Source organism: Paenibacillus taichungensis (genome assembly GCF_047302525.1).
GTDB classification, from domain to species: Bacteria; Bacillota; Bacilli; order Paenibacillales; family Paenibacillaceae; genus Paenibacillus; species Paenibacillus taichungensis_B.
Map to the genome: position 1 here is coordinate 6,529,624 of NZ_CP168020.1, position 25,094 is coordinate 6,554,717.

Annotated in this window: 18 protein-coding genes; 12 read left to right on the forward strand and 6 right to left on the reverse strand. The window is 50.7% G+C overall.

Annotation, left to right across the window (positions count from 1 at the left end; all coding sequences use genetic code 11):
* Window positions 1-21: 21 nt before the first annotated feature.
* Window positions 22-1,509: a PLP-dependent aminotransferase family protein gene (locus ACDJ58_RS29580; RefSeq protein ID WP_413374279.1), complete on the reverse strand. Its 1,488-nt coding sequence runs from the start codon at window positions 1,507-1,509 to the stop codon at window positions 22-24.
* Window positions 1,510-1,665: 156 nt separating this feature from the next.
* Here ACDJ58_RS29580 and ACDJ58_RS29585 point away from each other — a divergent pair, with 156 nt between their 5' ends.
* Window positions 1,666-2,274, forward strand: a complete 609-nt coding sequence (locus tag ACDJ58_RS29585; protein ID WP_413374280.1) for a LysE/ArgO family amino acid transporter — start codon at window positions 1,666-1,668, stop codon at window positions 2,272-2,274.
* An 80-nt stretch (window positions 2,275-2,354) separates the two neighbouring features.
* Here the strand turns inward: ACDJ58_RS29585 and ACDJ58_RS29590 are convergent, their stop codons facing one another.
* From ACDJ58_RS29590 to ACDJ58_RS29600, 3 genes are all read right to left on the reverse strand, one after another.
* Window positions 2,355-3,191, reverse strand: coding sequence for a methyl-accepting chemotaxis protein (locus tag ACDJ58_RS29590; protein WP_413374281.1), 837 nt, complete (start codon window positions 3,189-3,191; stop codon window positions 2,355-2,357).
* Window positions 3,192-3,512: 321 nt separating this feature from the next.
* On the reverse strand, window positions 3,513-4,514 hold the full coding sequence (gene moaA / locus ACDJ58_RS29595; protein ID WP_379436740.1) for a GTP 3',8-cyclase MoaA: 1,002 nt from the start codon (window positions 4,512-4,514) through the stop codon (window positions 3,513-3,515).
* 119 nt (window positions 4,515-4,633) lie between these two features.
* The gene (locus ACDJ58_RS29600; protein ID WP_413374282.1) at window positions 4,634-6,856 is read right to left on the reverse strand and encodes a methyl-accepting chemotaxis protein; all 2,223 of its coding nucleotides are present in this window, start codon (window positions 6,854-6,856) and stop codon (window positions 4,634-4,636) included.
* Window positions 6,857-7,400: 544 nt separating this feature from the next.
* Here ACDJ58_RS29600 and ACDJ58_RS29605 point away from each other — a divergent pair.
* The 11 genes from ACDJ58_RS29605 to ACDJ58_RS29655 all read left to right on the forward strand — a co-directional run bounded on the left by ACDJ58_RS29605 (window position 7,401) and on the right by ACDJ58_RS29655 (window position 19,728).
* Window positions 7,401-8,216, forward strand: a complete 816-nt coding sequence (locus ACDJ58_RS29605; protein ID WP_413374283.1) for an ABC transporter ATP-binding protein — start codon at window positions 7,401-7,403, stop codon at window positions 8,214-8,216.
* Window positions 8,185-9,009 carry an ABC transporter permease gene (locus ACDJ58_RS29610; RefSeq protein ID WP_413374284.1) on the forward strand — a complete coding sequence of 275 codons (825 nt, stop codon included), beginning with the start codon at window positions 8,185-8,187 and terminating at the stop codon, window positions 9,007-9,009. The genes ACDJ58_RS29605 and ACDJ58_RS29610 overlap by 32 nt, the downstream gene beginning before the upstream one ends.
* The gene (locus tag ACDJ58_RS29615; protein WP_413374285.1) at window positions 9,006-9,956 is read left to right on the forward strand and encodes an ABC transporter permease; all 951 of its coding nucleotides are present in this window, start codon (window positions 9,006-9,008) and stop codon (window positions 9,954-9,956) included. The genes ACDJ58_RS29610 and ACDJ58_RS29615 overlap by 4 nt, the downstream gene beginning before the upstream one ends.
* 102 nt (window positions 9,957-10,058) lie before the next feature.
* On the forward strand, window positions 10,059-11,135 hold the full coding sequence (locus ACDJ58_RS29620; RefSeq protein WP_413374286.1) for an ABC transporter substrate-binding protein: 1,077 nt from the start codon (window positions 10,059-10,061) through the stop codon (window positions 11,133-11,135).
* 88 nt (window positions 11,136-11,223) lie between these two features.
* The gene (locus tag ACDJ58_RS29625) at window positions 11,224-12,597 is read left to right on the forward strand and encodes an aspartate aminotransferase family protein (RefSeq protein WP_413374287.1); all 1,374 of its coding nucleotides are present in this window, start codon (window positions 11,224-11,226) and stop codon (window positions 12,595-12,597) included.
* A 73-nt stretch (window positions 12,598-12,670) separates the two neighbouring features.
* Window positions 12,671-13,936 (forward strand): M20 family metallo-hydrolase, encoded by a 1,266-nt coding sequence (locus ACDJ58_RS29630; protein ID WP_413374288.1) that lies wholly within the window; start codon window positions 12,671-12,673, stop codon window positions 13,934-13,936.
* A gap of 166 nt (window positions 13,937-14,102) precedes the next feature.
* Complete coding sequence (locus ACDJ58_RS29635) at window positions 14,103-14,984, forward strand: nitrilase-related carbon-nitrogen hydrolase (RefSeq protein WP_413374289.1); 882 nt, start codon at window positions 14,103-14,105, stop codon at window positions 14,982-14,984.
* A gap of 67 nt (window positions 14,985-15,051) precedes the next feature.
* Window positions 15,052-16,419, forward strand: coding sequence for an NAD(P)-dependent oxidoreductase (locus tag ACDJ58_RS29640; protein ID WP_413379885.1), 1,368 nt, complete (start codon window positions 15,052-15,054; stop codon window positions 16,417-16,419).
* A 344-nt stretch (window positions 16,420-16,763) separates the two neighbouring features.
* Window positions 16,764-18,059 carry an NAD-dependent dihydropyrimidine dehydrogenase subunit PreA gene (gene preA / locus ACDJ58_RS29645; RefSeq protein ID WP_413374290.1) on the forward strand — a complete coding sequence of 432 codons (1,296 nt, stop codon included), beginning with the start codon at window positions 16,764-16,766 and terminating at the stop codon, window positions 18,057-18,059.
* Window positions 18,056-19,495, forward strand: a complete 1,440-nt coding sequence (gene hydA / locus ACDJ58_RS29650) for a dihydropyrimidinase (protein WP_413374291.1) — start codon at window positions 18,056-18,058, stop codon at window positions 19,493-19,495. Before preA ends, hydA begins: the two co-directional genes overlap by 4 nt.
* A gap of 5 nt (window positions 19,496-19,500) precedes the next feature.
* A complete protein-coding gene (locus tag ACDJ58_RS29655; RefSeq protein WP_413374292.1) occupies window positions 19,501-19,728 on the forward strand; it encodes a hypothetical protein in 228 nt (75 codons plus the stop codon).
* Window positions 19,729-19,732: 4 nt separating this feature from the next.
* Here ACDJ58_RS29655 and ACDJ58_RS29660 read toward each other — a convergent pair whose 3' ends face one another.
* Window positions 19,733-21,409, reverse strand: coding sequence for a PucR family transcriptional regulator (locus ACDJ58_RS29660; protein WP_413374293.1), 1,677 nt, complete (start codon window positions 21,407-21,409; stop codon window positions 19,733-19,735).
* A gap of 431 nt (window positions 21,410-21,840) precedes the next feature.
* A complete protein-coding gene (locus tag ACDJ58_RS29665; protein ID WP_413374294.1) occupies window positions 21,841-25,059 on the reverse strand; it encodes an efflux RND transporter permease subunit in 3,219 nt (1,072 codons plus the stop codon).
* Window positions 25,060-25,094 lie beyond the last annotated feature (35 nt).

A 25,094-nucleotide genomic window follows, 5' to 3' on the forward strand; every position in this document is an offset into this window, starting at 1 on the left:
CGATCAAGGCGGCTTTTCATTTCATGATGTCATCAGCTTATTGACTGTCTGTGCCAGAAGGTGAAGACCACGCTCCATCTCATCCGGCGAAGCGTAGGCATAGGACAGACGAATGTGGTCTGTATCCAGGCGGTCATAGAGATATCCCGGATGAATCAGCACATGATTCTCCAGACAGGCATGGAACAGTTCTCGAATGGAAAGAGGACTTGTGGTAAATCGGAGCCAGATATAAAAGCCTCCGGCAGGTATGCTCCACTCGGCGATTTCACTGAAATCGCGTTGCAGAAGCTCAAGCATAAAGTCTCTGCGTTTGCGAAGTTCCGGCCGCAGACGATCCATATGTTGCTCGTGGTATGCATCGGCAAACCAGAGTGCAGCAGCCTCCTGAGCGAGGGAGCTGGTGCCATAATCCGTCTGCATCTTGATGTCTGCGAGACGACGGATGACCGGCTCCGGCCCAACCAGCCAGCCGAGGCGCAGACCGGGGCTGACCGCCTTGGACAAGGTGCCCATATGCAGCACCCGTCCTTCCTTGTCGCGCGCCTTCAGCGCTGGCGGCGGGGGCTCGTCCAGCCATAGGTCGCTGTAGGCGGCATCCTCCAAAATGGAGATGCCGGTGTTCCGCGCTGTGGCGAGCAGTTCTTCCCGGCGGCCGTCACTCATGACGGAGCCGGTAGGATTGTGGAAGCTCGGAATCGTATAGAGCAGCGAGATGCTGTCCCTGTTTGCATTGTTCTGTACGGCATCTTCCAGACGCGGAGTGTGTAATCCTTCGGCATCCATCGGAATGCCGCTCATTTTCAACCCGGCAGATTGGAAAGCATGAATGGAGTACAGATAAGATGGTTTCTCCAGCAGGACTGCCGATCCGCGGGGCAGAAGCCCAACTGAAATAAGATGTAGTGCCTGGAGAGAGCCGGAAACGATCAGAATGGAGTCAGGGGAGGCTTGTATATCGCTTGTTTGCAAGTAAACGGACAAAGCCTGACGGAGCTCCAGACTACCCTGAGGTTCGAGGTAGTTTAGTGTACGAGAACGACTGGATAGAGCATGGAGGATGTCGTTAAAAGCCTCCTGGGGCATCAGCTCAGGTGCAAGCTCACCAGTTCCGAGCCGAATGATGCCTGGCTGGAATTCAGCCCGGTTAATCTGCTGTACCTCTGGTAGATTGGGATAATACCAGCCTTCTTCAATGGCTTCTTCCCAGTTGGGCTGAGCCCCGTGAGCCAGCGCATGCCAGCCAGAGCCACAGACATATGTTCCGCCACCATGTCTGCCTTCGATCATGCCTGCGGCGGCCAGGTTTTCCAATGCAGTGACCAGCGTGCTGCGATTCACACCCATGGATTGAGCCAATGTCCGTTGTGAAGGAAGCCGGTACCCTGCTGTCCATTCCCCTGCAGTAATTTTCTCGCTGATATAGACCTCAATCTGTCGGTATAGAGGTAAGGAATGGGAGGGGGCCGGCTTCCAGCTCCCCCCCTGTCGAGAATCGGAACGATTCATGGGCAGTTTCACCTCCTTTATGGAATGAGTGATGTATTTACGTTTTCTCTTATTTCGAACACTATATCATTTGGTTGGTTCCAATGCCATCCAAGTGGTTGGTTACGCCTGACGTTATCTCCTCTACTATGGAGACATGTCTAAGGGGGATGAACGATGGGGGTAATTATTCACGCGGTGGTGCTGGCGTTTGGCCTGATCTTGCCACTCGGTGTACAAAATGTATTTATTTTTAATCAGGGCATGAGTCAGCGAAGTTATGCGCGGGCGCTGCCAGCTATAGTAACCGCAGGACTCAGTGATACGTTGTTGATTGGTGCAGCGGTCGGAGGGGTGTCCCTTATTTTGCTGCAATGGCCGCTGCTGGCGAATGTATTGTATGCAGGAGGGAGTGTATTTTTGCTCTATATGGCATGGAGCATTTGGAGGTCATCCGGGCCTGCCAATAGTTCAGCAGCAGTGCTGTCTGCGGGAAGACAGATCGCCTTTGCTGCTTCAGTTTCCTTGCTTAACCCGCATGCCCTGCTGGATACGGTAGCCGTGATCGGCACCAGTTCGCTTCAATACGAAGGGGTGGCACGCTTTTATTTTGCGATAACGGCGGCAGTGGTATCATGGGTATGGTTTCTGGGACTGGCAGGTGCAGGCAGGCTAGTAGGTAGAACAGATCGTACAGGCCGGATCAGTGTTTTCTTCAATCGATTGTCCGCTGTAGTCATGGTCGGAATGGCGGGTATGATGCTGTGGAAGCTGATCCTCTCGTAAAAATAGAAAAGAATCCCCTCACGTTAAACGTGCGGGGATTGTTTATATGTTTGCGCTATGCGCAAAATGAGTATTCTATATTATTCTGCCTTCAGTAGCATGGATTCAATGAAAGCTTTGAGACCCTGGGATGCGTTGTTCAGTTGATCAATCACCTCGCTGAACTCAGTGACGAGTTCGGCTTGCTGGTTGCTGGATTGGGCGATGGATGTAATCTCCTGTTCCATCTGACGAATGGAATGCTGTACTTCCTTCAAGGAGCGTTCAATGTTCACTGTGGCTTCTTTGGTTCCGGTGGATAATTTGCGTACTTCGGTAGCAACGACACCAAAGCCAGCTCCTGCTTCTCCTGCTCGAGCCGCTTCAATGGCAGCATTCAGACCTAGCAGGTTCGTCTGCTCCGAAATTTCACGAATGAATGAAGCCACTTTGGTGACTTCATTGGAATTTTGCACCGCCATCCGTGTGTTGTCCAAAATCTGTGAAGATGAAGCGGTCAATTGCTGGGACTGAGCAGCTACGGTCTGAACCATATCCGTCAATCTGCCGCTGATGCTGCCGATCAGTTCTGTGAAGTGCTCCAGTTGTTCCTCATTTTGGAGTGAAAATCCGATTGCGAGTGCACCCACGATATTTCCTGCTTCATCGCGAAGCGGGGTAGCTGTCGAATTGAGGGCAGTCCCGTAGTGTTGCGCTTCAATACGATTGGCTGAAGTTTCACCATCGATAAGGGTCCGGCGCAATGTAGGATCTTCAAGTGAGATGGGGTCCCCGGCCTTGATACCAAGATCGAGATCTTCACTGGGCACATAATACCAGAATTTCTCGGTGTCTGTCACAGCAATCATCAGATTGTGTTCCTTGAGCATGATTTTAAAATACGGGCTGGCTGCAACGACTGCTTCAACAATATTCAATTGGATCAACTCCTATAGGTGTGCATATGATCTTGATGTATCGTATATTCATCGTCAGAATTGCGGGATTCTTGAAGGCCTAAAGAGGGCATACGGCAGATTAATTTTATTTTAATCATGAAATCAGGAAAATTGATCAACAAGGTTAGACAAAAGAAAAATACATGACAAAAAAGCTGCTGAGGATCATCTGACCTCAGCAGCTTTTAGTACATCGATAATGGCTGTATTTTGAGAAGTATATCGGGTGCTTACGTTTGTTATTTCTTCCTACTCTGATGCACATAAATATGGATGTGTTACCCGCCAGATCACACGTGCCTATCCACCAATCTGGGACATGCGTCGTACCGTCGGTGTATGGCTTTGCATTTTCTGCTCCAGGGCAAGCGCCATTTCATGATTCTTCGGTTTGGTGCCAAGGGCTTTGAGGAAGAGAGCTGCCATAGCATCGGGGGCATCCACGTAGCGGCGAACGTTGTATTCATCCGACCAGTACAGACAAGCTTTGATATGCCCATCTGCTGTCAGGCGGAGACGGTTGCAGTTGTCACAGAAGTGATCACTGACCGGATGGATCAATCCGAATGTCCCTTGTGAACCGGCAATCTTCATATTTCGAGATGGACCATTACCTGCCGGACCTGCCGTATTTTCCACCGTCCAGCCAGCCTCCGCGCATACATCCGTGACTGCTTCCAGCGGCAAATACGATTTGCGCCATGAATCTGATGCCTGCCCAATCGGCATATATTCAATGAAGCGCACATGTAGTGGCTGATCTATGGTCATGGCAATGAAATCCTTAATCTCATCATCATTGATGCCCTTCATTAACACGACATTCAGTTTGATCGGAGCAAGTCCAACTGCCGTGGCGGCTTCAATACCTTTCAGCACCTTATTTACATCCCCGCCGCGAGTAATCATGGAGAAACGGCTCGCCTGCAGGGAATCGAGACTGATGTTAATCCGGTTCAGTCCAGCGTCTTTCAGGGCCTGAGCCTGTTTGTCCAGCAGCAATGCATTGGTGGTCAACGCAATATCTTCAATCCCGTCAATGGCCGAGATCATACTTACGAGTTGATGCAGATCTTTCCGTACCAGTGGCTCGCCTCCGGTCAGGCGGACTTTGCGCATCCCCATTGGAGCCAACACTTTGAGCACCTGGGCGATTTCCTCGTAGCTCATAATTTGGTCATGCGGGGCAAATTCCATGCCTTCTTCGGGCATACAGTACACACAACGCAGATTACAGCGGTCCGTAACAGAAATACGGATGTAGTCATGTATTCTGCCAAAAGAATCCTGGAGCATTTCCATGCAGACCACCCTTTCATTGATTCAGATTGGAAAGTTTCTATATGAAATGAACCGACAATGTCTAAACGAACAGTTGCATCAAATTTTAGCTATTTCTCCAATCCGCGTCAATGATGACGTCAGATAATCGCGTTTTTATCGGGATGGGTCAGTTGGAATTGTCCGACAAGATGTTGTAAGAAGACCGTAATGGCTTCTACATTGTGCGATGAATGCTGAACATGTAGCATGTCGTTAATAAGCTCGACCATCTCGGCTTCCACCTCCGAAGACGTGGAACGGTTTTTGTGGCTGATGGCGGCGATATTCTCCATCAATACCACGACCTGATCCACAACCTGTGTTCTTTGGGGTTCTTCAGCCGTCGCACTTTGGAGTAAACGCGAAGCAGCCTGAACAAGCGTGGTGCCTTCAGCCAGCACCTGATCGCCTTCCTTGATGGATTGCGAGGCTGCTCCTGCCGCTACAGAGATATTATCCAGAATCTGATGAATATCTTCCGTGGAGGAACGGGATAATTCGGCAAGCTTGCGGATCTCACCAGCAACGACGGCAAATCCGCGTCCATGTTCGCCAACATGGGCTGCTTCAATGGAAGCATTCAGTGCGAGCAGGTTGGTCTGTGCCGAGATTTCATCAATGACAGCAAGCGCGCGGTAGATATCCTGCATGGTCGCCATAAAGGATAAAATCGTATGGTTGGTGTCGGACACGGCTCCCGAGATCTGAGTCATTTTGTCTCCGATACGCTCCACTTCCTGACGGGCAACATCAATCTGCTCTGTGGCAGACACTTCAAGCTGCTGTAGGGTGATGCGCATTTCGTCGGCGGCTACTTTGGCCTGATCCAGGTCCTCAAGCTGCTTGCGTATCCCCTGAATCATGGAGCTAAGTTTGAGATTTACACGTTCGGTTGTCCCCTGAGTAGTTTCCGTTGACGCCCGCATCTGGTGCTGGTTATTCATCACATCCACGGTGGCAAGCTGTACTTTGAGCATGATTCCTTCAAGAGAGTCGATCATATTGTTAATCCATTTCGCCAGTTCACCTGATTCATCCTGGGCAAAAGCCGACGTGTCCAGACGCTGGGTTAGATCGCCCTTGCCTTCGGCGTTAATTCGAATAAATCGGCTAATGCGGCGTAGATCCTCATGGACCCGTTGAACATGTTTTCGTTGCAGCTGGTTTGCAGTCAGGAATCCATAGATGATATTAAAGGCAGCGATGGCTGCTGCGCTCCATGCACTTCCAGTCAGCGCATATACTAGTGCCGCTCCCGCAATGCCTGACAACAGGATGTACAAGCTGTGCTGCTTGAATTGGCGCCAGCCAATGCTGCGTCTCCGATACACTTCCTCCAGATCGCCTTCACACATCATGCCCCACAGATCCGGACAGTGGGGAAGCTGGAATGTGATGCCTTTACCAATAACTGAAATATGACGATAATCCGAATAACCCGGAAAAGCCACAAACAGATTGGAGCCATTGCGAATGGTATTCGCTACACCGGGATGCAGTTCGTTGGTGGAAGGATCGGTAAACATCAGTTCCAATTCGGTATGCTCTTTAACGGATACAACGCCCCATTCAGTGGTTACGCCGTCTTTCAGATTCTCCCCATGGGTGAACGTATGATCTTCGAAGCGGCTGCGGGATAAGGCGGTTCCGGGCTGCAGTTCGGGGCGAAGTCTTGATTCAGCCATAAAAAGATAATTATCCCCGGAATCGGGGTAGATGTGGCCTGATTCACGCTGGATCAGATCGCCCAGTACATCATTTGGCACACGATTGCACAGGGAACCGATGTAACGGCCGTTTTCCATGATAGGTACGATAAACATCAAGGTTACATCATCGTGAAAAGTGGAAGAACGTGGTCCAATTTCTAGTGTGAGCGGATCAGAATAAGGTCCAAACAGACACTTTTGTCCGTTGATATCTGCTTGGGTATACTTCAGCCCTGGCCCCATCAAAGCATTTCCATCTTCGTAGACTTGTCCAATATGTTTCTTATATGTAGAAAATACAACCTGGTTTTGCTCGTTCAGCATAAAAAGCTCAGTACTATCAGTAGCGCGTACATAACTTGCTGCGAACCATACCTCCAATCCGTGTACATCTTCCGTACCTTGCAGCACACCCTGCGGATGAACAGCTCGTACCTGCTGAAGCAATCGATCCAGATGATTCCACTGCTCCTCAGCCCAATCCATCAAAAGCTGCCGCCGGGTCTCGGCGATCCCCTCAAATATTTCCTCAACATCTTGCTTAATATTTGCATTCAACCGATATGACCGCCACAGCGGCCACCCTTTTCTCCATCCCAGCCAATCAAACATACGGACCACCCCGATTTCTGATTTTGAAAATCCTTTGCGAGACTGCGCGGAAACGCGATTATCCAACCACTATGGGTGGTGGACGGGAATCAATGACACCGCCTTCATGATCCCAGAACCAGACACCGTATCGGGGCGAGATTTCACGTCCTTCTATATGAGCATTTTGCAAAATGTTGTTATCAATGTTTATACAAGAAAATCACCAAGAATACGAGGGTATATGTCATATTTTCCGAATATTTATTCAATAAATACAAATGATTATGCGTCTTTATTTGAATATTACAAGAGTTATGTATGAGTGAAGCAGATGTTAGATAACATACACGGACATTAACATGCTTAGGACTGAGAATCGGTATCATTTTACACTGTGTAACATGAACAGGCCCATACTCAAAACAGTCTGTATAATGTAATCCCTGCCCAAAGATATATAGTATTACCTAACAAGCAAAACCTGTTACGTTCGTGTATATAAACCTTCCATTCAGCCTTGGTGTGAAAAGATTGCGAGCTTCCCGCGAAAAGGAGAATGCCTATGTCCTCTATCATCGTCCCCGACGCCTGCCATATTGAGCTGGATCACGTGTCCGTTGTATTTGGCAGTGGAGCACAACAAGTTACCGCTCTGTCCGACGTTTCATTTCAAATCCATTCCAATGAGTTTGTCTCTCTGCTTGGCCCCTCGGGGTGTGGCAAGTCCACACTGCTGCGACTCGTAGCCGATTTGCTCCAACCAACGACAGGCAGCATCCGTGTTACCGGGGAAGAACCGGAGCGGGCGCGGTTGCAGCGCCAGTTCGGTATTGTCTTCCAGACTCCAGCTCTGTTCGATTGGCGCACGGTACGCCACAATGTGGAGCTTCCCCTGGAGCTGCTCGGCACAAGCCGGAAGGAGTGCCGCCGCATGAGTGGTGAACTGCTTGAAATGGTCGGGCTGACCCGCTTCGCTGACCATTATCCATGGCAGCTCAGTGGGGGCATGCAGCAGCGTGTTTCCATCGCACGGGCACTTGCGCTTGATCCGCCATTGCTGCTTATGGATGAACCTTTCTCCGCATTAGATGAATTCACGAAGGAGAAACTGCAACTGGAGCTGCTCGATATTAAGCTTTCTACAGGCAAGACATTCCTTTTCGTCACACACAGTATCCCCGAAGCCGTATTTCTGTCTGACCGTATCATCGTCCTCTCCGCACACCCCGGGCAGGTGCACTCCATTCATTCCGTTCCCCTGCCTGCTGAACGGAATCGAGAGCTGAGGGAAACCGAAGCCTTTTACCGCATGATGACCACCATCCGTAATTGTTTCTATGAGGAGCGTGATCCAATCCATGTTCCTGCACACCAATAAGCTGGGTTTTCTTTCCTGGGTAGCGATCTGGATTTTGTCCGTATTGCTGCTGTGGGAAAGTGTCGCCTGGTTTCTCCACTTGATCATGTCACCCCAGCAGGCAGCATCCCGTCTTCCTTATCTTCATGAAGTTCTCGCAGCCCTGTTTCGGTACTCAGGCACATTGGCTGAACAGGGGGCCGTAACGTTTGGGAATGCAGCAATTGGTTTTGCCGGTGGAACAGTACTGGGTCTGCTGCTGTCCCTGCTCATGAGTGTGGCGGTTTGGGTGGAGCGGACCTTATCTCCCTATGTCATCTCGTCACAGATGGTGCCCGTAATCGGCCTTGCGCCCATTATCTATGGCATTATCCATAACGCCGAGTGGGCCCGAATTATTATGGCGGCTTACGTTACGTTTTTCCCGATTATCATTCACACACTCAAAGGATTGAAAAGTGCAGCACCGGAGCATCTGGAGCTTATGCGTTCCTGTGGAGCTTCCCTGCCTGCGCGTTATATCAAATGTCTGCTGCCTTCTGCGCTACCGGGTTTGTTTTCCGGTATGAAAATAGCTGCTCCGCTCGCGGTTACCTCTTCCATTGTGGTGGAGCTGATGGGAGCCCCGGACGGACTTGGCGTGCTGATGGTAAGTTCCCTGTATTACGGCAGTGCCCAAATCGGCATGTTCTGGGCCACTATCATGCTCAGCATTGGCATTGGACTCATTTCGTATCTTGCCATCAGCCTCGCTGAGCGCTGGCTAACCCCATGGCAGCCTGAATTCAGGGCCAAGGGAGGGCGTGCTGCATGATGAATGAAAGTGTGATGGTAACCCGCAAAGGTGAAGAGGGTGCGACGGCAGCTGTTTCTGGCACGGCATCCATTGGGGAGTCTATCGTGGATCCGGTTAGGGTGCCATCTGCTTCAAGTACGGATATCCATGGACAACAGGGACAAGCCGGACAGAGACGGCTGCGCAGAAGCGTTCGCAAAAGCTCAATTGGCCTGCGCCTGTTGCCATGGCTTGCAGGAGCATTATTTCTTACCCTATGGCAGCTTCGGTTGTTCCATCAGTTATTCTCGCTTGAAAGTTACCAACTGCCTGTTCCAACAGCGATTGCAGCGTCCATCAGGGAAAATGGGGAGATGCTTTTCCGATACGCGATATACAGCGGAACCGAGATGCTAGGTGGCTTTCTGCTCGGCTCCTTGCTGGGAGCCTTGGCGGCTGCGGGTGCATCCTTCTTCCCGACGAGCGGCAGGGCGGCGGTTGCCGTGATGTCAGCGCTGAACGCCGTTCCGATTGTTGCGCTGGCCCCGATTATGAACAACTGGTTTGGGGACGGTATATGGTCCCGTATTGCTGTCGTGACTGTAATTACGATGGCTGCCATGGCTGTGAGTTTATTCAAGGGGTTGACGTCGATTCAGCCACAATACAGTGATCTGATGGGTGGTCTTGCCGCTAGCAGGATGCAGGTTTTCGTGAAGCTGCGCTGGCCTCATGCGCTGCCTTCCCTCTTCGCAGGTCTGAAAATTAATATGTCGACCAGTATTATTGGCGCCATTGTGGGTGAATTTTTCATCGCCTCCCAGGGGCTTGGATACTTGCTTTCAGATCAGATCCGACTGGCAAACATGCCGCTTGCCTGGTCCTGTATTGTTATTGCCGCCGTGCTCGGCATTGTGTTGTATGAAGTCGTCGTTCTGACCGAAAAACGATTGATCCCGTGGAATCATGCACGTACAGATCCGTAAAGCTCATCAAAATGCCAACCATCCACAGATCGATTGACTCGTGAAGCGGGCTTCACAGTACCTGATTGAAGATCCTTATATAAACAGGGGGGTGTTCTGTATATGTACAAAACGTTAAAACCGGGTTTTCTGGTTTTGGTACTGTTGGTCGTTGCCATGCTGGGAGCGTGCTCCACGAAATCAGAGCCGTCTGTCACTCCTGCTGCTGCCAGCTCGGAGGGAAAGGAAGGGGCAGATCAACCCTTAACCAAAGTGAAAATCCAGCTCAAATGGGTGCCACAGGCTCAGTTTGCCGGGATATATGCAGCCAAGGAGAAAGGTTTTTTTGCAGATGAAGGTATTGATGCCGAGATCATTCCGGGTGGCCCGGATATCGTGATTGAGCAGCAGGTGGTCAATGGCGCAGCCGATGTGGGCATCACCGGGGTAGACAGTTTGCTGGTCAGCCGGGATAACGGTCTTCCGCTGGTTTCCCTCGCTCAGATTTCGCAGAAGAGCAGTTATCGATTGATTGCCAAGAAGTCCACAGGTATTCACGATCCCGCCCATATGAAAGGCAAGAAAGTGAGCACATGGTTCGGCAGTCAGCAGTTCCAGGTTCTCGCCTTTATGGAGAAGAACGGCCTTGATCCAAAGAAAGATATTGAGCTGGTGAAGCAGGGCTTCACGATGGATCAGTTCTTCAACGATCAGGTGGATGTCGCCACGGCGACGATCTATAACGAATATCACGTAGTACTGGAAAGTGGGACGAAGGAGTCCGACCTGGATGTATTCAACATTGAGGATGCAGGGGTAGGTATGCTGGAGGATACGCTGATCGCGAAGAAGGATTGGGTGGACAGTAATAAAGAGCTCGTGGTGAAAGTCACCCGTGCCGTTCTGAAAGGCTGGAACTACGCCATCGACAATCAGAATGAAACGGTAGATATCGTCATGAAAAATGTTACGGACGGCAGCACGACCCGCGAACATCAGGTAACCATGCTCGAAGAGATTGCGAAGCTGATTCGCCCGGAAGGGTTTACGGAGAAACAAGTGGGCAGTTTTGTGGATGAATCGTTTACCCGGACTGCGGATATTGCCCTGAAATATGGCCTGATCAAGAAAGCCGCCAATCTGGACGAAGCACTGGAGAAAAGCATCTATGAAGAAGCGGTGAAGGATGTTACGAAATAAATAAGCGTGGAGTGTTCGGAAGAGGGTACTGCAATCGGAGTGGTCAAGTGTAAAGTCCATAGGTTCAGCTTGGAGAGGAGGATGAGAAATGAGCTCAGTAGATCAGCAACCCCAGCCGCTTGGCGGTACGAAGGAAGAGTGGCTGGAGAAGGATCGCAAATATGTGTGGCATCACATCTCGCCTCATAACGATCATCCGATGATTGCCGTAAGCGGGGAGGGCAGCTGGATCACGGATCAGGATGGCACACGGTATCTGGATGCGATGTCGGGACTGTGGTGTGTGAACGTCGGGCATGGACGCGAGGAAATTGCCCAAAGTGCCTATGAGCAGATGAAAGCTCTCGCGTACGTGCCTATGACCCAGAGCCATGAGCCGGCGATTCTGCTGGCAGAGAAGCTGAACGACTGGCTGGAGGGGGAATATCGCATTTTCTTCTCCAACTCGGGTTCAGACGCCAATGAGGTGGCGTTCAAAATAGCTCGTCAGTTTCATCACCAGAATGGTGAGCCAACTCGTCACAAATTCATCTCCCGTCACCGTGCCTATCACGGTAACTCCATGGGCGCACTGGGTGCCACAGGGCAAGCCGCCCGCAAAATTAAATACGAACCGCTGGGTGTAGGCTTTTCTCATGTACCGCCTCCCTATTGCTACCGCTGCCCATTTGGACGAAACAAGGATGGATGCGGACTGGAATGCGCCACCATCTATGAGGAGGTCATTCGCTGGGAAGGGCCGGAGACGGTAGCTGCGGTCATTATGGAACCGGTCATTACAGGGGGCGGCATGATTGTCCCGCCTCCGGATTACATGCGCACAGTGCAGGAGATTTGTCAGCGTTATGGCGTGCTGTTGATTGTGGATGAGGTCATCTGCGGGTTTGGCCGCTCCGGGCAAAAATTCGGTCATCAGAATTATGGGGTGCAGCCGGATATTGTCACCATGGCAAAGGGCATGACGAGCGCGTATGCTCCACTATCGGCGACAGCCGTTCGAGCAGATCTGTATGACACGTTCAGAGAATCCGGACCCGATACACACTTTCGTCATGTGAATACGTTCGGGGGCAATCCCGTATCCTGTCGCGTGGCACTGGCGAATCTCGAAATTCTGGAACGAGAGGATCTGGTCAGTCGTGCCGATGAACTTGGATACCTGCTTCGGGATAAGCTGGAGCCGCTGCTGGAGTTATCGGTGGTTGGAGATATCCGCACATTTGGCTTCGCCTGCGGGGTAGAGCTGATTGAAGCAGATGGTTCGCCTGCTCATGCGGATAAGGTCATGAAAGTGCTGGCAAGCTGCAAAAAGGACGGCATCCTGATTGGCAAGAACGGCGATACGGTGCCGGGATTTGCGAATATTTTGACCATCTCACCGCCGTTTGTCACCACCGAGGAAGAATTGGACCTGATCACTGGCAGTTTGCTGGCTGCACTACGCAGTCTGGATGCAGGGTAGGAGGCGACGCGGAATCTAGGTGGGATTTTTATTTATATCGTGCTTGTGAATATGCGTAAGGAGGCGAGGGAGATTGCAAACCACCACTGGGAAAATCATTAATCAGCTGCGTCTGGATGATCGAATTGAACAGTTATCCCGTATTGGCCGAATTGTGGAGACGGGTGTCTGTCGACTAGCCTTAACCCAGGAAGACATGGAGGGCATTATCCAGCTTCGCCTTTGGATGGAAGAGGCCGGACTTGTGACTCGCCTTGATCCGTTTGGCAATCTGATTGGTCGCCTTGAAGGTACAGATTCGTCCTTGCCGATCCTCATGATCGGTTCGCATATCGATTCCCAGCCATATGGCGGTCGGTATGATGGGGCCATCGGCGTCCTTGGTGCGCTGGAAGCTGTTCAGTGTCTGATGGAACAAGGCATTCGCCCTCGGATGCCGATTGAGGTCATTGCTTTTTGTGATGAAGAGGGCTCGCGTTTTAACAAAGGATTATTTGGCTCACGTGGCATAACAGGACAGCTGGAAGAGGGAGAATTGGAGCGGCAGGACAAAAATGGGGTGACCCGACGAGAGGCATTGGAGGCCTTTGGCTGTGCACCAGAACAATTCGCCGAAGCAGTCTATCCGGCAGGTTCCATTGGCAGTTATCTGGAGCTGCATATTGAGCAAGGACCTGTACTCGAATCGCTGGACGCTCCGGTAGGTCTGGTGACTGGCATCTCGGGCCCGCTGTGGCTCACGGTGACAATGAAAGGCATGGCAGGGCATGCCGGTTCTGTACCGATGGGGATGCGGCATGATGCGCTGGTGGGCAGCGCCAAGGTCATTGCGGCTTTTGACGATATGGTCAGAGAAGATCCGGAAGCTCCGACAGTAGGGACCGTGGGGAGCCTTAGTGTCTTTCCCGACTCACGCAACATCATTCCCGAGCAGGTCAGCTTTACGCTTGATTTGCGAGATATGGAGATGGAGCGCAGAAATCGGCTTGAGGGAAGGTTAATGAGCCTCTTGGATGACGTTAGCTCGGAATACGGCCTGACCTACTCTTTGACCGAAGATACCAACAGCGAGCCGCGATATTGTGCAGAACGGATCAAGAATGCCATTCGCTCGTCTGCCGAAGAGATCGGCCTGCCTTTACCGGAGCTGATGAGTGGTCCGTTCCATGATGCACTTGCCCTTTCTTACGTGTGTGACTATGGCATGATCTTTGTTCGCAGCAAGGATGGGATCAGCCATCATCCAAGTGAGTATTCTTCGCCCGAGGACATTGCTCTCGGTACAGAAGTGTTGTACCGCACGATCAGGCAGATGTGCAGATCGGAAACCGGCGAGTAACGAGGGGAACACACAGGGAGGACGATGGAAGTTCATTTCGTTGGTAACAATCCGATTGATACTTCAAATCCAATAATTTTCGGTGGGGTTTTACGGTCATATAAGATGATGGTTATTTTCATATTAACGACAGCGGACAGTTTCTTAGAGGAGGCGATGTGGCGTTATGGGTAAAATCAGCATCGGGATGATTCAAGCTTCACACGAGGTGGAGGGTTCGGCACCAGTTGAAGTGCATAAGGAGGCCGCCATTCAGAAACACATTGCGCTGGTGCGTGAAGCGGCTGCTCGGGGAGCGCAGATTATTGGCTTGCAGGAAGTGTTCTACGGGCCTTACTTCTGCACGGAGCAGAGCCCCAAGTGGTATGCATCTGCCGAGCAGGTGCCGGAAGGACCGACGACCAGGCGTTTTCAGAAGCTCGCGAAGGAGCTTGGCGTGGTAATCATTTTGCCTGTATACGAGGTGGAAGGGATCGCTTCGTATTACAATACGGCTGCTGTTATTGATGCGGACGGCTCCTACCTGGGGAAATACCGCAAACATCATATTCCGCATGTGGAAGCGGGCGAGGGCACGAATGGTTTCTGGGAAAAATATTATTTCAGGCCCGGCAACCTGGGGTACCCGGTATTTGATACAGCCTATGCCAGAGTGGGTGTGTACATCTGTTATGATCGTCATTTTCCGGAAGGAGCACGGCTGCTTGGGCTGGCTGGTGCGGAGATTGTATTCAACCCTTCCGCAACGGTAGCCGGAACATCGGAATATTTGTGGAAGCTCGAGCAGCCTGCCCATGCGGTGGCTAATGGCTATTATGTGGCTGCCATCAACCGAGTGGGAGTGGAATCGCCGTGGAATATGGGTGAATTTTATGGTCAGTCGTATCTGGTAGACCCGCGAGGCAGGATGGTGGCAATGGGCAGTAGGGATCAGGATGAGGTTATCATTGGCGAGATGGATACGGAGCTGATTCGGGAAGTACGCAATGTATGGCAATTTTACCGCGATCGTCGGCCCGAGACCTACGAACATCTTGTTAACCTGTAGCAATGGCCGGCCTGGGATAAAAAATCTGGAGATAACAGTGATCAACCTTATGGAGGTGTAAGGCATGATGAACAGCGCAGGAGCAACGTTGTCCGATTACGGATGGGAGAGTCGTTTTACCGAAATGAAGCCTGCAATGACAGGCAAAGAAGCGATGGAGGAATCGAACCGATGTCTGTACTGTTATGATGCACCCTGTATCAAGGCATGTCCAACCGACATCAATATTCCTTCGTTTATCAAAAAAATCTCGACGGGTCACCTCAAAGGCTCGGCTCGGACCATTATGGAAGCCAACCCGGTAGGTGCAAGTTGTGCACGGGTCTGCCCGACAGAGGAACTGTGTGAAGGCGCTTGTGTACTGAACGAGTCATCCAAGCCGATTCAGATCGGCGACTTGCAGCGATATGCAACAGATTGGGCACGGACGAAGAATGAGCCGTTATTCAAGGCAGCGCCTGCCAACGGAAGAAGTGTCGCAGTTGTAGGCGCAGGGCCTGCGGGATTGTCTGCGGCCAGAGAACTGGGTCGTGCAGGGTATGAGGTGACGATCTATGAAGCCAAAGAGAAAGGCGGAGGGCTGGGCACGTATGGTATCGTGTCCTTTCGCCTGCCGGAATCTGTAGCCTTATGGGAAGTCGAACAGGTGCAGGCACTAGGTGTGCAGATTCGCTATGGTGTGCGCATTGGGGTGGATGTATCCGCTGACGAGTTATTGGAGCAGCATGAAGCCGTTATTCTGGCTTGCGGAATGGGGGCGGTACCGATGCTTGGCATTGAGGGAGAGACGCTGGAAGGTGTCTATGATGCCATTGAGCTGGTGGAATCCACGAAGCAGGGGGTGCCTCCGGCCCTGAACGGTCTGAAGGTTGCCATTATTGGTGCAGGCAATACGGCGGTGGATGCAGCGACCTGTTCGGTACGCCTGGGGGCCGAGCGTGTACAGATGCTCTATCGACGCGGGGAGAGCCAGATGACGGCTTATGCTTTTGAATATACATTTGCGAAGCAGGAAGGTGTAGAGTTCCGCTGGTTTACCATGCCGCAGCGCATTATTGGAGATGAGAACGGGCGGGTTCAGGCTATAGAGTGTGTGAAGATGAAGCTGGTTACTCCACCTGGAGGAGGTCGGGCATTGCCTGTACCGATTGAGGGATCGGAGTTCTTGATTGAATGTGATAGCGTTGTTCGAGCCATTGGACAGAACCGTTTGCTGCCATTAATTGAGGCATTTGGCCTGCGTCATCACTGGGGTGTTGTTGAAGTGGAACCACAGACGTACCGCACCTCCCATCCACAGATCTATGCGGCAGGGGATGTTATCTTCGGACAGGGGCAAGGCGAAGCGATGGTGGTCTCCGCAGCTCAACAAGGTAAGCTGGCAGCTGCATCGGTGATGAAGGCGTTGCCCGGACAGGTGGAAGAGACGGCATGAGATATGAGGTTGGAAAGGGGGCTGGGAGAACGGTGAGAGGGAAGCAGACGTATGGAAGGTGAAGTGATATTTCACAATCTTGCATTTAGTTATAGCTAACGAATCTTATGCACCAAGCCTTCTACGATTCGTTAAAACGCTCACCTACCGCATTTTCGTCAAATAGAAGGCGTAAGGTTCGTTAGAGTGTATGCAAACAGATTATGCCAAGTGGTTGGCAACACCAACCACTCAAACTAACCTGATCAAGCAGGATTCCTGGGTCATACATGAGGTTCCAGTCTATCTTGTGAAGTTCAAACAAACACCATTGTGAGTTCAAACCACACCAAGGAGGGATCGTTATGGCTGACTTATCCATTAATCTGGCAGGTATTCGATCGCCCAATCCATTCTGGCTGGCCTCTGCGCCGCCAACCAATACGGGGTACCAAGTTCAGCGGGCCTTTGAAGCAGGCTGGGGTGGTGCCGTCTGGAAGACGTTGGGCGAACCGATCATTAATACCTCTTCGCGTTTCGCAGCCGTTCATTTTGGTGGGCAGCGCGTCGCGGGTTTTAACAATATTGAGTTAATATCCGACCGTCCGTTGGAGGTGAATCTGCGTGAAATTGCCGAGACCAAAAAGCGGTTCCCGGATCGGGCAGTGGTTGCTTCACTCATGGTAGAACCGAAACGCGAGAAATGGCATGAGATTGTGAAGAAAGTCGAAGCTGTCGGCGTAGACGGGCTGGAGCTGAACTTTGGTTGTCCGCATGGCATGGCCGAGCGTGGTATGGGAGCTGCGTCTGGTCAACAACCGGACCTGGTCGAATTACAGACGATGTGGGTGAAGGAAGTGGCGACCACACCTGTTATTGTGAAGCTAACGCCCAATATCACCGATATTACGGCGACTGCCCGGGCAGCGGTGCGCGGCGGTGCGGATGCAATTTCCCTGATTAATACGATCAACTCCCTGGCGGGTGTGGATCTCGATTCCTGGAATACCGTGCCGCATGTTGGTGGAAAAGGGGCCCATGGCGGGTACTGCGGTCCGGCTGTGAAGCCGATTGCGCTGAACATGGTTGCCGAATGTGCGCGCAATCCGGCAGTTGGTGTACCAATCTCCGGCATCGGAGGCATATCCGATTGGCGGGATACCGCAGAGTTTTTACTTATGGGTGCGACGGGGGTCCAGGTATGTACCGCAGCCATGCATCATGGCTTTCGTATCGTGGAGGACATGATCGATGGATTGAACGATTATCTAGAGGAGAAAGGTCTGCGCAGTGTATCTGAATTGATCGGTCAGACGGTTCCCCGTTATTCGGATTGGGGTAATCTCGATCTGAATTACAAAGTGGTAGCCCGCATCAACCGCGATGTCTGCATCAATTGCAACAAATGCCATATCGCCTGCGAAGATACCTCACATCAATGTATTGATATGTTATCCGACCCCTCTGGCTCCTATCTGGAGGTTGTTGAGGAGGATTGCGTCGGGTGTAATCTGTGCTCGATTGTCTGTCCGGTGGACGGCGCAATTGAGATGGTAGAGATCGCACATGAACAGGAACCGTTAACCTGGAATGACCGTCAATCTGCGATTGCCCTGCTGCAATCGGCCAGAGATCAATCCACTAAGGAGGCGATATCATGAGTACCCGCAAATTGATTCGTAATGGAATGTTGGTCACGGCGTCGGATACGTTTGAAGCTGATATCTACATTGAAAACGGAAAGATCGTGCAGATCGGCATGGGACTTGTGCCGGATGAACGAATGGAGGTTGTAGATGCGTCCGGCTGTTATGTCATCCCTGGCGGGATTGATCCGCACACTCATCTCGATATGCCATTCGGTGGAACGGTGACAGCGGATGATTTTGCAACGGGAACCGCAGCTGCTGCCTTCGGCGGCACAACAACGGTCATTGATTTCTGTTTGACGCAAAAAGGCCGACCTTTGCTGGAATCCCTTCAAGAATGGCATGCCAAAGCCGAGGGCAAAGCCGCCATTGATTACGGGTTTCATCTGATGATTGGCGAGATGAATGATCAGGTGCTGGAGGAACTGCCACAGATCATTGAAGAAGAGGGTGTGTCTTCCTTCAAGGTGTTCATGGCGTACAAAAACCAGTTCCAGGCGGATGACGGCATTCTCTTTCAGACGTTGCAAAAGGCCAAAGAGTACGGTGCACTCGTCATGGTGCACGCCGAGAATGGCGATGTTATCGATCTGCTGGTCCAGCAGGCGCTGGCGGATGGAAGAACCGAGCCTATCCATCATGCACTTACCCGACCTTCCATACTGGAGGGAGAGGCTACAGGGCGTGCGTCCCGACTGGCAGCACTTGCCGATTCACAGCTTTATGTGGTGCACGTCACCTGTGCTGAAGCCGTGGAGCAGATCGCGCGTATGCGAGACATGGGCTATCGAATCTGGGGCGAGACCTGTCCGCAGTACTTAACTCTGGATCAATCGAAGATGGATCAACCGGATTTTGAAGGTGCGAAGTATGTCTGGTCCCCACCGCTGCGTGAAGCCCCTCATCAGGAAGTGCTGTGGAATGCACTCAAGAGCGGTCAGTTGCAGACGATTGGCTCGGACCATTGCTCGTTTAACTTCAAGGGACAGAAGGATCTGGGACGGGATGATTTCAGCAAAATTCCAAATGGCGGGCCTGTCATTGAAGATCGGCTCAGCATTTTATATTCCGAAGGGGTAGTGAAGGGGCGAATTTCGCTTAATCAGTGGGTGGATTTATGCTCTACACGGGCAAGCAAGCTATTTGGTTTATTTCCGCAGAAAGGAACCCTTGCTGTGGGGACAGATGCGGATATCGTTATTTTTGACCCATCGATCTCAAGGGTGATTTCGGCAGCTACCCACCATATGAATGTGGATTATAGCGCCTTTGAAGGCATGCCAGTCCAGGGATGTCCGGTGACAGTGCTATGCCGCGGCGAATATGTGATTCGGGATCGACAGTTTGCCGGAGTGGCAGGCGCGGGTCAGTATGTGAAGCGTGACAAATATGATGCCGGTGCACCATTACCTGTAAGACAGCCTGTGACCGCAGTGAATGGAGGGTGAAGCTGATGTCGGACCATGATGTATTTGAAGAGGAAAAGATAGCGATTGAACGAATGGTGGCGCAGGGTTATCGCATTTATGCCGTTCGGGAACATCTGGAGGGTGCTCATGTCGTGTGGGGGCACCCCGATCTTCCCGGAGAGAAACAGGAGCAATATGTGGGTACGGCGTCTGGGCGGAAGTGGTTCAGTTATATCCTGATCAGGCAGCTTCAGGAGCAAAAAGGAGCGTAGAAGGTCACGCGAGTGGCCCATGAACGTATTCATATGCATAGATAGCAAGTTCGATGGCGACGCGTTTCTCGGGGAGGGTATAGTCATCACCCAGGAGCGTTTCAATTTTGTGCAATCTGTGATATAACGTCTGTCGGACGATAAACAAAGCCGTGGCTGTCTCCTGTTTAGAGCAGCATAGAATAAAATATTGTTTAAGCGTACGTAACAACTGGCCGCCTTTTTCGGCATCATAACGAATGACAGGACCGAGATATTCCTCAATGAAATCATCCAGACTACCGCTCTGCTTCATGCTGGCAATAATGCGGTAACAGTGAAGATTGCTATAAAAGGGCTGCTGCATCACACCGATGTCCTTCTGAATGCGCAGGGTATCCTTGGCTGCCTCAAGGCTGTCTTTCAGACGTGATAGATCAGCGCAGCTGTGACCGATGCCGAACAGACCCGAGAAGAGGCGATGGGTCTGTTCCTGTTCATGCTGCTGCAATTGTTCAATACAGCGCCATAGACTGCTTATTCGCTGAGATCCAGGCAGAGGGTCAAGAATAATCAGAATGATTTGGTGGTTTAGAACCGTGCTATATAGGGCGAAGCCCTCTCGGGAGAAAACGGAACGGGCAACGATGTTGCGTTGAATTAGCAGTTTCTGTAGCTTAAGACTGTCTGTGTAGTTGGGATTGCTATCGAACAAAATGACAGTACCTTTTCCAAAAGCAAGCTGGGCGTTGGCAGCAGATACATATTCATGAATTTCTTTAGTAGAATGATGTCCGTTAAGCCAGTCGATGACCCACATATCTTCCTTGTAGCGTCGTTTTTCCTCCATGTATTTGGTACGCATCCAGTCCTGAGCAATGGCGGCTGCACAACGTTCCAGTGTCTGGATAATGAACTCATCGGATGGTTTGTTAGGGGATTCCGGTTCGTGATCCGGCAGCTTGTTGAGCATCAGCACCAGATCGGCAAATGCATAATCAAGCGCCTGAACAGGCAGGGTGAGTGCATCCAGTGAATGCACCGAATGATTCGCTCGTAACAAATGATCTCCATTGTCCGCATGACCACGATGTATCAACCACTCCTGCCGACGAGTCTCCAGTTGGGCTGGAGGGCAGTAGGGAACAGCACTCGCTTCGCCGTCCAGTGGATATAACGCTACAGGATAACCCGTTGTTCGAGACAATAGTCGGAGCAATGGTTGTACACCGTCTCCATTCAAAAGAAGTTGGTTGAACGAGGTGGTGAGGCTGTCGAGTTCGGCAAGCATACGCTGGTGGCTGCGAATCAGGGCGAAATGCAGGTCTTGTGTAATATCGATATAACGTACTTGTTCGTGGAACCAGATCAGCGGGAAATCTTCTGCTGCTGCAAGTTCCTTCATGGGTCCAAGCTGGGACTTGGTGTGGGCCCCCAATTCGATACAGAGTCCCGCAGCTCCACGAGCAATTAACTGGCGCATGAAAGACAGCCCCTGTTTCTCATCATCCTGCCAGCCAATGCCGGTCGTCAGCACCAGTTCCCCTCCATTTAACAAATTGCCTACTTCGGTAACCTCCATGATGTGCACCCAACGCACATATCGCTCCAAGGCCCGTTCACTGGCGAGCACCTCAGCCTTGCGGAACACCGGACGTTTCAGCATGTCTCTCATCTGAATATGCAGCGTCGTTTCCCCCACACAACCACCGTCCTTCCCACAAATACATGCAGTTTTACATACCCGCTGTGTAAGTCGGGCTTCGAAGAGCGTTTGTTATGATGTGATGTATTGAAGGCATCACCTGACTGAAAGCATTGAACTTACATAATTAAGCATATTATAAGTCTGTTTACAGCAGATGAGCTGAAATCTCACGTTCATTTGTTGTATTTCACAAAATAGATTCTTCCTTTTATGAAATAAAACAAAAAGGATTATTCCTATGTAGCTCTATCTAACATCTAGATGTTTCTATGACCCATGCTAAGAAATTGTAGCTAAATGTAAAACACCCTTTAGCCGGAGATTAGAATGTACAAACCATTCTAATGTGGACTAAGGGGTGTTCTAAGTTAGAGGCTTATCTTAATTCTGAATGATGATTTAATTCGATCAACAGAAGGTGTCGATTAATCTTCAATTCTTTTCTTTTTGAACTTCATCAGGAACTCATACACGATTGGCACGATAACCAGAGTCAGCAGCGTGGAGCTGATCAGACCGCCGATTACGGTAATTCCGAGACCTTTCGAGATGATCCCTGCGCTTTCTTCGAGTCCTGTAACTAGTGGCAGCAAGGCACCAATGGTAGCCAGAGCTGTCATAAGGATTGGACGCAGACGCGTTGCTCCGGCTTCCAGCAAGGCTTCACGAGTAGGCATTCCCTCTTTTTCCTTGTGAATAACACGGTCGATCAGGACGATGGCGTTGGTGACCACGATCCCGATCAGCATCAGTCCACCCATCATGGCAGATACGTCAAGCGTACCACCAGCTACGAACAGGCCGACCATAATACCAATGATGGTAAATGGCAGGGAGAACAGGATGGCAAATGGCGCCAGTCCACCGCCGAACGTAACGACAAGCACAAAGTACACAATCGCAATGGCTGCCAGCATGGCCAGACCAAGTTGGGTAAACGTGTCATTAATCTGTTCGGTTGTACCGCCAAACTTCACTTCAACACCATCTGGCAGATCCAGTTTGTCGATGTTCGCCTGCAAGTTTGATGATGCTTTTTGCACATCGGAAGCCAAAATGTTGGCTGAAACCTGGACAACGACTTTTCCATCAATACGCATGATGGAGTTCGGTGAAGTGCCTTCTTCCACTTTCGCGACATCTTTGATTGGTACTTCAATGCCGAGTGGTGAAGTAACTTTTTCGTTTTCAATATCAGCAATGCTGGTAAATGTCTTTTTGTCAGTCTCTACATAGACTTTATACGTTTTGTTTTCGATATCCACTTCTGTCAGTACAGGGCGTTCACGTGCAGGGCTGAGCGTCATAGCCAGTTGGCCAGCAGTCAGACCCAGCGAGCTCAGTTTTTCCTGATCCGCGACGAGCGTGTATTGCCCGTAGGTATCGGAGAGCGTAGTGTCCGCTTTTTCAAAAGATTCGGTATCTGCTTCAACCAGTTTCAGAATTTCATCCGAGACAGGTTTGATCTGATCTACATTGTCACCATAGATGGAAAGGCTCAAGCTGCTGCCTCCCAGTCCCCCGGACATGTCAAGCTCATTCCAGGTTCCTACGGTAACTTCTTTTTTCAGACCTTCCACAAGTTGTTCTTTCACTTTTGTAAAGTCTTTCGTATCTTCGTTATATTCGATATAGAAGAGAGCAGAGTTGGAGCTGCCTCCACCCATGCTGCTCAGTGGATTGCTGCCGCCGATGGAATATTGCATTTTCTCCAGGCCTGGCTGCGTCAGCAACCATTTCTCGGCTACGAGTGCTTCTTTTTCTACATCTTCACGCAAAGCTCCAGTTTCCGGGCTGTACGTAATGGTCACATATTTATCCTGTTGTTCCGGCAAGAAACTTGCACCGATGAACGGATAGAGGAACAAACTGCCGACCAACAGCAATACAGCAACGCCGACGGTGATGAGTTTGTGTGACAATGTCCAGTTCAAGAGTCGTTTGTAAGCTTCCGCCATCTTGCCTGGCTTTTCCTCATGATTCTGCTTGTTCTTCAGACCTTTGCGGAACAGCGTGTGTGCCAGCATTGGTACAATCGTAACAGCTACAATCAGGGAGGCCAGCAAAGCGAAGACCATCGTCAAGGCAAATGGCATGAACAGCTCACCGACCATACCACTTACCAGTGCCAGCGGCAGGAATACCGCAATGGTTACGATAGTGGAAGAAAGGATCGGAATGAACATTTCACGGGTAGCTTCCCGGATCAAATCACGGCCTTTGAGTTTTTCTCCCTTGAGTGTCAATCTACGATAGATATTCTCGATAACAACGATGGAGTCATCGACAACCCGTCCAATCGCAACTGTCATGGCACCTAATGTCATCATGTTCAGCGTAATGTCCATCATATTAAGTGCTGTCAATGCAATGAGCAAGGAGAGCGGGATGGAGATAATGGAAATAATGGTGGAGCGAATATCACGCAGGAACAACAGAATGATCAAAATGGCGAACAAAGCACCAAACATCGCTTTGAACAACATCGTGTTTACGGAGTCCTGGATAGGTTTACCTTGGTCGAGCAAAACAGTCAACTCGGCGTTTTTGAACTGCGTCTGCAACTCTTCCGCTTTGTCTTTAACCGCCTTAACGACATTAACTGTATTGGCATCATTAGACTTAACGATGGAGATCCCAATGGATTCCTTACCGTCTGTCCGGGAAATGGATTCCGCCTGACCAATGACTTCAATCTTGGCGATCTCGCTTAATTTAACGGTTGGGATTCCAGGTGCATTAGCGGCACCCGAAGTGCTGCCCACACTTGCATTTCCGCCAGCGGCTTGTCCAGCAGCCTGGTCAGAACCTTGTGCAGAGCCCTGAGCTGCCCCGCCAGCTTGTGTGCCGGCGCCTTGTGGTGCTGTGGCCGAACCACTGCCTGCTCCTGCACCGCTTGGTACAACCGGGATGGCGAGATTTTTCAGATCATCCAGATCGATGATATTGCCATCAACAACAACAGCTTTCTGTGCTTTGTCCAGTTCGAACAGTCCCAATGGTACACGGACAGAAGAGCCTTGAACGATGCCGTTGACTGTATCTTCAGTCAAACCGAGTTCATTCATTTTCTTCTGGTCAAATTTCAGTTGAACTTCCTTAACATATTGACCGGAAACTTGGACTTGAGCTACACCGTCAATATCTTCAAGTGCAGGCTGGATATCCGTTTCAACCAGTCGAGTCAATTGTTCCAGATCGCCGCCGTCTTTGTCAGACAAGCTGAGCGAGACAACCGGGAAGGAGTTGATGCTGAACTTCGAGATGGTTGGTTTCTGTACCCCATCAGGCAATTGCACCTCATTCAGTGCTTCGCGTACCGCTGCGGTAGCGTTATCCAGATCGGTACCATAATCAAATTCGAGGGTAATGGAAGAGGCATTCTCCATGGAGGTGGAGGTGAGTGTCTTAATTCCCTCTACATTTCTTAAGGTCTGTTCCAGTGGTTTGGTGACATCCTCCACAATACCCTCTGGAGCTGCACCTGGATCAATGGCCGTAACACTCAAGAATGGCACATTGATGTTTGGGATGGTCTCCTGTTTCATCGTCAGTCCGCTGTACAAACCGGCGAAGGAAACGATGATGGTCAGAATCCAGATCGCAAACTTATTGTTCAGTGAAAAATTAATAATCCCTTTCATACGATGGTTTCTTCTCCTCTCTGTTTCTCCCTGTA